At 59.2% G+C, this 13,038-nt stretch carries 12 protein-coding genes; all 12 read left to right on the plus strand.

What is annotated here, in order from left to right; translation table 11 throughout:
- The 12 genes from ACI77I_RS06850 to ACI77I_RS06905 all read left to right on the plus strand — a co-directional run bounded on the left by ACI77I_RS06850 (nt 1) and on the right by ACI77I_RS06905 (nt 13,038).
- Nucleotides 1-444: a structural protein P5 gene (locus ACI77I_RS06850; protein WP_406997228.1), complete on the plus strand. Its 444-nt coding sequence runs from the start codon at nt 1-3 to the stop codon at nt 442-444.
- Complete coding sequence (locus ACI77I_RS06855; protein WP_406997191.1) at nt 441-2,501, plus strand: lysis protein; 2,061 nt, start codon at nt 441-443, stop codon at nt 2,499-2,501. Before ACI77I_RS06850 ends, ACI77I_RS06855 begins: the two co-directional genes overlap by 4 nt.
- Nucleotides 2,498-2,851, plus strand: a complete 354-nt coding sequence (locus ACI77I_RS06860) for a hypothetical protein (RefSeq protein WP_406997192.1) — start codon at nt 2,498-2,500, stop codon at nt 2,849-2,851. Before ACI77I_RS06855 ends, ACI77I_RS06860 begins: the two co-directional genes overlap by 4 nt.
- Nucleotides 2,844-5,600, plus strand: coding sequence for a hypothetical protein (locus ACI77I_RS06865; protein ID WP_406997193.1), 2,757 nt, complete (start codon nt 2,844-2,846; stop codon nt 5,598-5,600). The genes ACI77I_RS06860 and ACI77I_RS06865 overlap by 8 nt, the downstream gene beginning before the upstream one ends.
- Nucleotides 5,601-5,647: 47 nt before the next feature.
- Nucleotides 5,648-6,586, plus strand: coding sequence for a hypothetical protein (locus tag ACI77I_RS06870; RefSeq protein ID WP_406997194.1), 939 nt, complete (start codon nt 5,648-5,650; stop codon nt 6,584-6,586).
- Nucleotides 6,587-6,647: 61 nt separating this feature from the next.
- Nucleotides 6,648-7,316: a hypothetical protein gene (locus ACI77I_RS06875; protein ID WP_406997195.1), complete on the plus strand. Its 669-nt coding sequence runs from the start codon at nt 6,648-6,650 to the stop codon at nt 7,314-7,316.
- 3 nt (nt 7,317-7,319) lie between these two features.
- Complete coding sequence (locus tag ACI77I_RS06880) at nt 7,320-8,018, plus strand: DUF6682 family protein (protein WP_406997196.1); 699 nt, start codon at nt 7,320-7,322, stop codon at nt 8,016-8,018.
- The gene (locus tag ACI77I_RS06885; protein WP_406997197.1) at nt 8,015-8,560 is read left to right on the plus strand and encodes a hypothetical protein; all 546 of its coding nucleotides are present in this window, start codon (nt 8,015-8,017) and stop codon (nt 8,558-8,560) included. Before ACI77I_RS06880 ends, ACI77I_RS06885 begins: the two co-directional genes overlap by 4 nt.
- Entirely contained in the window at nt 8,557-10,173 is a 1,617-nt protein-coding gene (locus tag ACI77I_RS06890; protein ID WP_406997198.1) for a hypothetical protein, read from the plus strand. Before ACI77I_RS06885 ends, ACI77I_RS06890 begins: the two co-directional genes overlap by 4 nt.
- On the plus strand, nt 10,173-11,936 hold the full coding sequence (locus ACI77I_RS06895; protein WP_406997199.1) for a hypothetical protein: 1,764 nt from the start codon (nt 10,173-10,175) through the stop codon (nt 11,934-11,936). Before ACI77I_RS06890 ends, ACI77I_RS06895 begins: the two co-directional genes overlap by 1 nt.
- Nucleotides 11,933-12,208: a hypothetical protein gene (locus ACI77I_RS06900; protein ID WP_167665341.1), complete on the plus strand. Its 276-nt coding sequence runs from the start codon at nt 11,933-11,935 to the stop codon at nt 12,206-12,208. Before ACI77I_RS06895 ends, ACI77I_RS06900 begins: the two co-directional genes overlap by 4 nt.
- Entirely contained in the window at nt 12,205-13,038 is an 834-nt protein-coding gene (locus ACI77I_RS06905) for a hypothetical protein (RefSeq protein WP_406997200.1), read from the plus strand. The genes ACI77I_RS06900 and ACI77I_RS06905 overlap by 4 nt, the downstream gene beginning before the upstream one ends.

Genomic DNA, 13,038 nt, shown 5'->3' on the forward strand with positions numbered 1-13,038 from the left:
ATCACAACGCCTCGCGGCGTGCGCAACAACAACCCCGGTAACATCGACTACAACCCGCGAAACCAATGGGTCGGCCAAATCGGCATCGAGCAAGGCCCCAATGGTCGTTTCGCTGTCTTCGATAAGCCTGAGAACGGCATTCGAGCCCTGGGCAAGCTGCTGATCAACTACCGCGGCAAAGACGGTATGCCCGACGTGGGCGGCCCAGGCATCGACACCGTGCGCGAAACCATCACCAGATGGGCGCCAGGCAACGAGAACAACACCGAGGCCTATATTGCGGCCGTGGCCCGCCGCCTGGGCGTGAGCGCCAATGACGTGATCGACGTCCGGAAGCCGGCAACGCTGGGCGTAATGGTGTCCAGCATCATCGCCCATGAATGCGCAGGGTTCGCTTATCCAGAGGCCGTTTTAGCGGAAGGGCTCCGCCGAGCGTTGTCATGATCCGCTATCTGATCGCAGCCCTGATTGGTTGCCTGATCATCATCTACGGCGGCTATCAGCGCATCCAGTCTCAGTCTGAGGACTTGGCCACCGCTAAATCCCTGGTCACAGCACTGAACAAGGCGGCCGACTCGCGCCGGAATACTCAGCGGCTGCTCGCCCAGCTCGACACGGACCACACAAAGGAATTGGAGAATGCCCAAGCCGATAATCAGCGTCTTCGCACTGCTGTTGGTACTGGCGCTCGCCGGTTGTCAGTCGAAGCCACCTGTCCCGCAGTGGGAACCACCACCGCCGCCTCCGGCCTGGGTCATGAAAAAGCGAGAGCCGAACTTGACCCAGCGGCTGGAGAAAGAATTGTCGCCATCGCCAACGACGGTGACGAAGGACTGATAGCGCTGCGCGCCGCCCAGGACTACATCAACACCTTCTGCCATCTGGCCAAGCAGCTCAAGGGCAAGGCTTTACTGCTGAAAGCCCTGAGCAACAAGTGGTACAGGCTCAATGCCCTGTACAAAATCAAGGACAAGAACGGTAAGGTCCAGCGCTTTAAGCCAAACCAGCAGCAGCGTGAGCGGTTCCTCGATGAGCATAACCGCGACATCATCCTCAAGGCTCGGCAGTTGGGCTTTACCACCTTCGAGATGATCGACGCGCTCGACGATTGCCTGTTCACCAGGAACTACAGCGCCGGCTGCATCTGCCACACGTTGCCGGACGCAAAAGAGATCTACCGCAACAAGATCAGGTTCGCCTACGAAAAGCTGTCAGGCGACCCCGCGTGGACTGCGATTTTCAAGCTGATTGGTATGCGTTTGCCGGTACCGCGCAGCGACAAGGACCAGGGCTACATCTTCGACAACGGCTCCAGCATTCAGGTGTCGACCTCGTTCCGGGGCGGCACGCTCCAGCGCTTGCATGTGTCGGAGTTCGGCAAGATCTGCAAACTGAGCCCGGACAAGGCCCAGGAGATCGTCACCGGTGCTTTTGAAGCGGTGGGCCTGGGCAACCGGGTCACAATCGAAAGCACGGCAGAGGGCCGCGAAGGCTACTTTTTCACGTATTGCGAGTTGGCCAGGGCCATCAAGGACGCCGGCCGCACGCCTACGGTGATGGACTGGAAGTTTCACTTCTTTCCTTGGTTCAAAGACCCCACGTACCGCTTGGAGGCATTTGACCAAGTGGTGGTGCCGCAATGGTTGCAGGAGTACTTCGCCGAGCTGGCAGCCAAGCACGGCATCCGCCTGGATCGTGCCCAGCAAGCCTGGTACGCCAAAAAGGCCGAAGCGCTCCACGACGATATGAAGCGCGAATACCCGGCCACGCCGGACGAAGCATTCGATCAGGGCATCAAAGGCGCTTACTACCTCACACAGATGCGATTCCTGCGGCAGCAGGGCCGAATCACCAAGGCGGTGACTCGCAACCCTACCTTGCCGGTGTTCACTGCCTGGGACTTGGGCATGGGGGACGCTATGTCCATCGTGCTGTTCCAGGTGGTGGGCCGCCAAGTGCACATCATCGATTACATCGAGCATTCTGGCGAGGGCATGGAGTACTACGGCGACCTGCTCAAAAAGCTGGGGTATTCCTACGGCGCGCACTACGCCCCGCACGACATCGTGGTGCGCGAGATCGGTACGGGGAAATCCCGAATCGACGTGGCAAAGCAGTACGGGATCACGTTCCAGATCGTCCCGCGCGTCTCCCGCAACAGCGAGGGCGTGCAGGCGGTGCGTAACTTCCTGCCGCTGTGCTGGTTCGCCGAGGATGAGCAAGACACCCGCGCGTCGACTGGCGATGCCGATACCGGAAAGCCAAGGACTGCCGGCGTGTCGAGGTTGATCGACTGCATCGACAACTACCGCAAAGAGTGGGATCTGAGGTTGGGCGTGTACAAGGACCAGCCTCGTCACGACTGGGCAAGCCACGGGGCCAAGGCATTTGAAACCCTGGCCCGCTGCGGAGTCTTCGAGGCAACGGCAGGGGTAATCCCCTCGGCCCCAACAACATCAAACACAGATCGAGCCCGACGCAACTGGAGCGCGCACACATGACCACTATGTTTATTGAATGGAAGCAGGTCGCCGACGTCATAGCCCGCCTGGTTGCTCCGCTCACCGTCCAGAGCTTTCAGCTGCGTCGAGACATTGGCTTGGTCCAAGTCGACGCAGTAGAGATCAAGGAGCCAGATGGCGGGCACCCTGCAGTTCGGGTGCAGTTCGAGATGGCTCACGACCTGGGCGTGACACTCAACGTCAAGTTGGCCGAGTTTGCGGCCGACCCCGTGAACTACATGCAGGATCTGCTGGCCAACCTGCGGAAACTGGAGTACGGCGCGAAACTGCGCCGATCCGGCCGGCAGGCTGAAATCAACAACGTTCATGAGGCAATGATCCATGGCTGAATTAGGTTTGCTGCAATTCAGGAGCGCCGCAGACCTGCATGCTGATGACGTCGCCGCTGAGGAGCAGGCGCTGCAAAGCCGGCGCGCTCTACAGGTGCAGTCGTCTTTGGCGGCGCACATCCGCCGGTGTTTCGAGTCTGCCAAAAACGCCAAGCGTGAAATCGATGATCGGCTGCTGGACTGCGCGCGGCGCCAGAAAGGAAAGCATGAGGAGACGAAACTCCAAGCGATCCGGGAAGCTGGCGGCAGCGAGATTTACCCCAAGCTGACCACCACCAAGTGCCGCGCGGGCGCTTCCTGGATTCGTGACATCCTGATCCCGGTCAACGGTCACCCGTGGGGACTTGATCCAACACCGGTGGCGGACATCCCGCCCGAGTTTCTTGCTGCATTTCAGCAGAAACTCGCCCAGCAGATGATGCAGGCCCAGCAGGCCCAGCAGGGGGAGCAGGGGCAAGATTCGCCGCCTCAGACGATGCCTGACCCGACCGAACTGGAAGTGAAGCTGCGTGAGCTGATCCAGGCCAAGGCCAAGGAGGCAAGCGAGGCCCATGAAATGCTTATTGCCGATCAGTTGGCAGAGGGCGGGTGGGAAACCGCGCTCGAGGAGTTCATCGACGACTTCACCATCTATCCGGCGGCATTCGTTAAAGGACCGCTGCTTCAACGTGTGCCGCAGATTGCCTGGGGCCAAAACTGGCAAATGATCGAGACAGAGGAGATCCAGCCCCTGTTTCACCGGGTTTCGCCCTTCGACATCTATCCGTCGCCAGATTCGACGAATACCGATGACGGCGCATTCATCATCGAGCGCGAACGCTACACACGGTCTCGCCTCAACGCGCTCACCGGGGTTCCCGGCTACAGCGACAACGCGGTTCGTGCTGTGCTTGCCGAGCATGGCCAGGGCGGCCTGCGTGAATGGCTCGCAACGGATTCGCAGCGCGCTCGGCTTGAGGATAAAGCCGGCGACTGGATGATCAATAATGGAGAAACCATCGAAGGTCTGCACTATTGGGGCGGTGCCCAGGGACTGATGCTGCTGCAATGGGGCATTGATCCCTCCCAGGTGCCGGACGTACTCGATGAGTACCAGGTTGATGCGATTCTGATCGGAAATCACGTTATCCGCTGTGTGTTCAACCGCAACCCTTTGGGCGGCCGGCCATATCACAAGGCGTCGTTCCAGATCGTGCCTGGCTCGTTCTGGGGTATGTCGATTCCTGAGCTGATGAGCGATGTGCAGGACTTTTGCGGCTCGACAGCCCGCGCGCAGGCCAACAACATGGCATTTGCCAGCGGTCCACAGGTGGAAGTGGATGAAGACCGTTTGCAGCCAGGTGAAAACCCTAACGAGATGTACCCGCTGAAGCGCTGGCGGGTGAAAAGTGGCCAGACGCCAGGGATGCAGGGTGGGGCGACGTCACCGGTGATTCGCTTTTATCAGCCGGTCAGCATGGCTGGTGAGTTGCAGGCGGTCTATGACTCCTGGGAGAAGCGCGCGGACGACGCGACGAACATCCCGCGTTACATCTACGGCGCGGAAAAGGTCGGCGGTGCAGGTAACACGGCCAGTGGCCTGTCGATGCTCATGGAGTCGGCCAACAAGGGTATCAAGGACGCGATCCGCCATATCGACCGTGGGGTGGTTCGCCGCGTCATCGAAGCGCTGTGGTTGTTCAACATGCGCTACTCCGATGACAACGCCATCAAGGGTGACTGCAAAGTTGTGGCCCGTGGCGCAAACGCGATGCTACAGCGTGAGCAGACGCTGAACGCGCGTACGCAGTTCCTGGGCTTCACCAACAATCCGACCGACATGCAAATCCTCGGCCTTGAGGGCAGGGCCGCTATCTTGCGCAAGGTTGCTGAAAGCTTGGATATGCCAGGCCTGATCCCGACGAAAGCCGAGATGAAGGCCCGGGAGGAGCAACAGCAGGCTCAGCAGGTCCAACAGCAGCAACAGCAAGCCGCTGCGATGGGGCAGCAGGTTGAAGCAGAAACTGGGAAAACCGCTGCCCAAACGGCTGAATTGACCGCGAAAGCCGAGAAAACCCGTGCGGAGGCCCAGCGCCTCGGTATGAGCAACGGTGCCGTGGTCGCCCAACTTCAACATGCAGGTGCCGTGCAGCGCGCAGTGTCGGATCTAACCCCCGAGGAGATCGAGAGCTACGGGCCGGACCTCGTTGCACTCATTCAGCGAGTGGCTGGTGGCCAGGCATCTGCCGCCAATCCCGCAGAGCTGGACACGATCAAAACCGAACTCGAGGGGTTGAAGCAAAAAACCCAGAAAAGCGAGCAGGAAAAGGCCGAGCAGGCGCAGGAAGAGTTCTTCCGGCAGCTGATTCAGCGTGTTCCTGACGCAGTTGAGATCAACGGATTGCCCGCGTTCCATGAATGGCTTAGCCACATGGACACGTTCAGCGGCAAAGAGCGGCAGCAGCTTTTGATCGAGGCCCAGACTGCGAACGACGCATATCGCGTTGCTGCGCTGTTCCAGGCCTTCAAAGACGCGCAGCCCGCTTCGGCAGAACCGAAACCAGATCGCACCATCCCGCCGGAAAACGTTCAGCCACGCTCTACTCGCACCGATCCTACGCCGCCGGCGGAGGGCAAGTGGTGGAGCAACGCTGAAATCAACGAGTTCTACAAGGATGTCACGCTGGGTAAGCGGTACACGAAAGCCGAAGTGGCTGCGATTGAACAGGAAATCTCAGACGCGGTAGCAACCGGTCGCATTACGCGATAGCACGCGCTCTGTAACGCCGCGAGGCGTCAGGAAATAGGAGCTACACCATGACAGGTCCAGTACGCGCCGCAGGGCAACCAGACTACAGCTCCACCAGCGCATCGGGTTTCATCCCGGCTCTCTGGTCGGGCAAGCTGGTGCAGAAGCTGTACGCCGCAACTGTTTTCGGTGAAATCGCCAACACCGACTACGAAGGCGAAATCAAAAACCAGGGCGACACCATCAACATCCGCACTGTGCCGTCGATTGTCATCCGTGACTATAAGATCGGCGGCGGTGTCACTTACGAAAAACCGGTGAGTGACAAAGTCACGCTGCAGATTGACCAGGGCAAGTACTTCGCGTTCGAGGTGAACGACGTCGATGCTTACCAGGCCGATATCAAGCTCATGGATGAGTTCAGCACCGACGGCGGCGAGCAGATGAAGGTGGCTATCGACACGCAGTTGCTGAACCGTCATTACGCCGACGCGGCTGCGGCCAACCGCGGCGACGACGCCGGTGCCAAGTCGGGCGGCATCAACCTGGGCAAGGCCGGCGCGCCCGTGCAGATCACCAAGGAAAACATCCTTGATGTGCTGGTGGACTGCGGCACCGTCCTCGACGAGCAGAACGTACCCGAGCAAGGCCGCTGGGTGGTTCTGCCGGCTTGGATGAACGGCATGCTGAAAAAGTCCGATTTGCGTGATGCCAGCATCATGGGCGATGCCACGTCGGTGTTCCGCAACGGTAAGGTCGGCATGCTCGACCGTTTCACGGTGTACATCAGCAACAACACCACAGCGGTTGACGACGTCGCCGCGACGAAGCGTGCGAGCAATGTGATGTTCGGTCACAAGAAGGGCCTCACCTTTGCCAGCCAGATGACCAAGATGGAAACCCTGCCGAACCCGAACGACTTCGGCAAACTCGTTCGTGGCTTGAACGTGTTCGGTTCCGGCGTTATCGACCCGAAAGCGATCGGCAATCTGTACTGCAGCCGCTGATCACCTTCATCTCCACCCATAAGCGGCCACCCGGCCGCTTTTTGTTTTCCCGGAGAAAACCATGATTCGCGAATTGATTGAAAAGGCAAAAACAGCCGACAAAGACGGCTTGCTCGAGATGCTTAAAGATCTGGGCTTGAAGGCCGACCAGCGCAAAGGCGAGGACACGCTCCGCGCCGAACTGCTCGCAGGGCTCGAGAAGGCCCTGGCTGATGAGGCTGCCGACGAAAATGCGCCGAACCCTGATCTGGAGCCTGGCAATGCCGGCACTGCTGGCCTCGCTGATCCAAAGACTACCGGCGATCCTGACGCCGGTACTGATTCCAGTGTGCACACCACATCGGTTGATGGTGCTGATCAAGCGTCGGCCGGCGACGACACCGCCGACCACAGTGCTGCTGTTGAAACCGTGCAGGTAGCTGCTGACCCAGGCCCCGGGCGTCACGTCGGGCCGGTCACCTTGAATGGCGAAGACGGCCAGCTGTACATCCCACAGGCGCTCGTTGATGAGATGAGTATTCCAGGCATCAACATGAAGTTGGTGGCAGGCGACCGTCCAGCAGGCTCTGCACTGCACGAGGCCCAGGCGCCTGATCTCGAAGAAGTTGACGACGAGCAGGAGCGTTCGGTGCCTGTCACCGGCAATCGCCTGCTGCGCAACACCAGAACCGGCTGCGAGTTCGTATGGACTACCGAGCTGGCGAAACTTTCCTACATGCAAGAGGTGTAAACCGTGGCCGTGACGACTGTAGGCAACATCCTGACCCGTGCCAAAAAGATCCTGCAGGAAGTCACTTCCAACGGCACCCGGTGGGCAAACACCGAGCTGCTGGACTGGCTGAACGAAGCGTATGCGGCGATCTGCAACATCAAGCCGAACGCAAGTTCTGTCACGGCCGAAATTACTTGCGCCCCGGGGACCAGGCAATCCATTCCCGAGGGCGGTCTGCGCCTGCTGGAGGTGGTGCGAAACATCACCCCCGCGGGCGGTGGGCTGAGCGTGATTCTCACGACCCGGGGTGCCATCGACTCAACCAGGCGGCGGTGGCACGCCGAGCAGCAGGTTGAGGAGATTGAGCAGTACATCTTCGATGAGGCGGCGCCGAGACAGTTCTACGTCTACCCGCCGGCGATGGCCACCAGCAAGCTGGAGATCATTTACTCGTCAGTGCCAGACCCGCACACCCAGGCAATGGCGACCGATTCAGCCCCTGAGAAAATTCGCCTGGACGATTCGTTTGCGCCGGTGCTGGTGGATTACATCCTCTCCAGGGCTTACGCGAAAGACGCCGAACACGCGGCAAACCTCAACCGCGCAACGATGCACTTTCAGATGTTCCAGACTGCCCTGGGTATGAAGGTGCAGACGGATCGCATGCTTGGCCCTCTGCCGGTCGCCGCCACATCTCAGCAACAGGTACCGCAGCAATGAACGTGAGCCAGCTGGTCGACCAGATCCTGCCGAACTTACCGGGGGTGGTAATCGCCTCCATCCGCGACGGTGTGGCCTGGGCGTTGCGCGAGCTGTGCACGGAGGTGCCGGCCTGGAAGGTCAGAATCCAGCTGTCCGATGGTGAGCAGCAGATCACCGCCGGGCCAGGCCTGGAGCCTATCCGTATCCAGGCGCTGTATCAGGATGGTCGGCCTGCATATTGCCAGGTGTTCCAGCCTTCGCCGGAAACGGTCATTGTCACCGGCGGACCTTCGGGGCTGACCGCTGATGTGGTTGTGCGACCCACGTTTGGTTCCACCGTAGCTGTGCCCCCGGACTGGCTTCTGGACCGTTACTGCGAGGCACTGACGCTCGGCACCCAGTACTGGCTACGCAAGATGCCCGAGAAGCCGTGGTCCGACATGCAGCGCGCCTTGATGGATCAGGCGGCGTTCTATGCCCTCTGCACCAATGCCCGATCTGAGGCGCTGGCCGGTCACCAGTACGGCAGCACAAGGATGAAGACACCGAGGTTTCCATGACATCGATTGCGATCACGTCTTTCAAGGGCGAGTTGCCAGCACTGACTCCGCGTCTTTTGCAGCCGACCAACGCCCAGGCGGCCCGCAATGTAAATCTGCGCAAGGGTTCGCTGCGGGCTGAAAATGCGCCGCTGCCCGTGCTTGGAATTGGCGGTGTGATCAATCCGTCATCTATCTACCGCTACCCATTCGGTAACAATGGCGCCGGGTTCTGGTTTGCCTGGGGCGATGGCCAGCAGGTCAATGCAGCCAAAAGCCCGCTGGCGAAGGATGCTTGGTCGCGGGTTTATTGGACTGGCGACTCATTCCCAAAAATGGCACCGATTGGTGTCGCAACTCAGGGGGCTGGACCTTACCCGTCAGGTTTTTACCGCCTTGGGGTTCCAGCCCCGGACGGCGTGCCGCTGGTGACCGAGGCCGGCGACAGCGGTGCCGCCCCGGCAACAGTGGTCAATGCAACGTACATCGTGACGTACGTTACGGCGTACGGCGAGGAAGGCCCGCCCAGTTCAGCATCGAACATCATCACGCGCTGGGATGGCGCCGAAGGTCAGTTGCCTGGCAAGGTCAATGTTCAGTTGCCGGCGGCTCCGGCAGGCCCTTACAACATCGTCACGAAGCGCCTCTATCGGTCAGAAAGTGGTGGCGAGTTCCTATATCTCGCTGACTTTCCCGTGGCCCAGAACAGTTGGGTGGACGATATCAACAGTGACGAACTTGGCATCGCCTGCCCATCGCTCACTTGGGATATGCCCGACGCTACGATGGTAGGCCTGGTGGAAATGCCGAACGGCATCTTCGCCGGCTTTTTCGACAATACGCTGTGTTTTTGCGAGCCGTACTATCCTCACGCCTGGCCCGTCGACTACCAGATATCGTTTCCCGACAAGATTGTGGGAATTGGTGTCACCACTGCCGGGTTGGTGGTGGCCACCACTGGGCGGCCTCGGCTCGTTACTGGGACTACGCCGGCGGCAATGACGGCCTCAGACCCTGATGCCGACCGCGTGTGCATCTCCAGGGGATCAGTGGTGGATATGGGGGAGTATGTCGTCTATGCCTCAACGGAGGGGCTGGTGGCGGTATCTGGAGGCGAGCCCCAGCTGATCACTGACGGAGTTCTAACACCTGAGCAATGGCAGGCGCTCAATCCATCCTCAATCCACGCCTGCCGGTATGAGGGGCGATACCTGGCCTTCTACAGTGGCGGCTGTTTCGCCCTGGCCCCGGGAGAAGGCATTGAGTTCATCGATGCGGCCGCTGCCAATTCCTACTACGACATTGCTGCATCGTCGCTGTACCTCATCCAAGGCAGCAGTATTTCCAAGTGGCGCGGCGGGCCGCCGATGCAATATCGATGGCGGTCGAAGATCTTCGAGTTCCCACCTGGAGCTGCAAACTTCAACTGCGGAAAGGTGATTGCCGACGCTTACCCAGTTCAATTTCGGGTGTTTGCGGACAAAGCGCTGGTGCTTGATATGCCAATTGAAGCCGGCGGAATGTTTCGGCTGCCTGCTGGATACGCGGAGGCGCGTGAGTGGCAGGTCGAGGCGGCAGGCTCTAACGAAGTTTTCTCAATCCAAATCGCGAATACGCCCTCTGAGTTGACCTAATGACGACCAAACGCTCAAGCCTTCCTGCACCAAGCAGCAAGGTTTCGGCGGAGTTGCGCCCGTTTTTCAGTGCTCTCACCGAGATCATCGAAACGGGCGAGGGGAATCGCGGGAACGGCCTCGACAAGAAGCTGACCTTCCGGGATCTGCTGGAAAGCGGGGCGTTCACGCTCCGACCAGGTTGGAAACCAGGTGGTACCGGTGGTTTGGTTCCAACGCCTGGCATTCCAGATCGCGCAGTACCGCCGGCCCCTGTCGGGTTTCAAGCGGTCGGCGTCTTCGGCATGAACACGCTGACCTGGGAGAACCCCTACAAGCTCTACCGCAACCACTCGCTGACCAACATCTACCGCAGCGAAACCGACAACTTCGGCCAGGCCACGCTGATCAGTCGTGCCACCGGCATGATCTACAGCGATCCGATTCGCGGTGATGCGGTAGATCCTGATGATCCGAAGAAAGGCATCAGCTATTACTACTGGATCACCTGGGTTTCGACTTCAAACGTGGAGGGGCCGCCTAACAGCCCTGACGGCACCTACGTTGAGTCGATGCTTGATATCGACTACCTGTTGGAGCTGATAACAAAGGAGACGAGTCAGAGCGAGCTGGCGAAGGCACTGGCCAAAGCCATCGACCTCGAAGGATTGAACCAGACGATAGCGATGCTTGGTGCAGCCGCACAGTCCGCGAAATTGATGACTTCGGCCGAGCGCTATCTGCGCGACGATGAGAACGTGCAGATCCGGCGCCAGGTATCAGATCTGCGGGTGCAAACTGGAAAAGACATCACTGCCGCTATCACTCAACTGCAGGAGGTCATTACCTCCGACCAGCAGGCTATCGCGCACCAGATTGACCTGATGCAAGCCAGCATCGGCGAGAACTCCGCAGACATCGTCTCTGAGCGTACCGCGCGGATTAATCTGCAAGAGGCCGCCACTGAGGCGCTGAACAGCATGTCCTCGCGCCTTGAGGGCGCTGAGGCTGTGCTGACTCAGTACAGCGAAACCTTTGCCAGCGCGATCGAGGCCCAGGCCAGAAATCTGGAAGGACTGGTGTCGCGGATGGATAACACCGCGGCCCAGTACCTCAGTGACCAGCAGACCATCGCCACCGAGTTTGAGGCGACGGCGAATTCGATCACCTCACTGCAAAGTAGCGTGAATGAGCAGTCTGCGGCCATCCAGCAAACGCTGAGCACGCACACCACGGAGCTTGAGGGGCTTTCCGCTCAATACACGCTGAGGCTCGACGTAAACGGGCTGATCAGCGGTTTCGGTGCGTACAACGACGGCACGGTTGCCGACTTCGCAATTCTGGCGCACCGCTTCTGGATCGCCACACCAGGCGTGCACGGGCCGAACTACGTGAATCCTTTCACCATTGATGGGGAAAAGGTCTACATCAACACGCTCCTCGTAAAGGAGGCATCCATCCAGCAGGCGCAAATCGGCCCGATCAGCATCGGCAAACTAACTGCAAATGATGGCTTTACTCCGGTTACCACCGTGGGTGGTCAGCTTCGCGCAGAAGCCATCGACGTGGCGAACATCACCATCGGGTTCGGCCAAGTCTATGGGCAGCTCAAAAGCTCGCAGGTCGGCGCCGGTGGCCTGCCGAGGTTCGTGATCGATCCGCAGGCGGGGATCTTTATGAATGGCCTCCTTGGCGGCACCAGGATGGTGATGACCGACAGCTATCAGCGCTGGTACGACCCTGCTGGCGACTTACGAATTGAAATTGGGGAGTTGCTGCTATGACATCGATCATTCGATGCCGCGACAAAAATAAGCAGGTCACCTTTGACAGTTCGGTGCGGACCATTCGGAAAATGGAGTCGATCAGAACCCAGAGCAATGCCGCCGGCAGCCTGGATCTGACCCCGTACGCTGGATTGAAGTTGGACATCAGCCTCATGCCCGCCGAGAACGTCGGCATCTCGCCGGTTCCCCTGGTGGTGGTCAATGGCAACCTGCTTACCTGGTCGGCCGCACCCGTGTCGTGCTTTTTGATTTTAGGGATTTCATCATGAGCACCGGTTTTAGGGTGAAAAACGACTGGGGAAACCTCTCCGTCGATGAAAATAATCCCATTTTTGTCGCGGTTGACGATGGTGCGGGACACATAGATAACGGCGGATGGACAGACGTTCGCCTCTACAAGGAAAGGGACGGCATACCACCGGTAGCCATTTTTTTTGAGTACAGCTTCTTCGGGGTTTCAACCAGCCCGACGCCACCCCTAGTGTTTGCACGGCCACGCAACATTGCTTCTCAGGTAGCGACAGTTATCGGTTACATCGCGCCTAAAGGCGCCCCAGGCGCATGGACGGGCGTGATAGTGGCCTTCACCATCGTTAACTTGCCCGGAAATCCTCAAAACCACGCTCAGCTTTATCCGCTTATGCGCGCCTATATGTGCGAGTTCATGGTCATTGCATCCGGTGGATACATCAGCGGTGAAACCCATGGAATTCGGGTTTGGGCACCTGGTTCGGTAGTCGTTTTTGACTCGGGCAATAACGCGGTCAGCTACAAACGCTCCAGTGGCGTGTGGAACTACAGCAGCAGGGACCAGGTAGAGCCAGACCAATACGTCGAGTTTTGGCAAGGGTCTGACACGTTTGGCGCTCGCAATGAGTGGATGCTCGTCAGCTCCATCGGAACAGGCTATTTCATGCGATACAACGGTGAAGTGGCTGGCAGCCGGCTTTATGTGCCCGGCCTCATCGGCGAGGTCATTCCCCGAGTCATCCTGACAGGGCGCTCTGGAACGCTGATTCACATGCCGTTTTTGTTCATCGAAACCAGAAGGCCCGTCGATCAAGGGATCATCCTCCCGGCCGGCCCCGGTCCCGCGTAA

This window comes from Pseudomonas sp. D47, from assembly GCF_045447305.1.
Lineage (GTDB): Bacteria > Pseudomonadota > Gammaproteobacteria > Pseudomonadales > Pseudomonadaceae > Aquipseudomonas.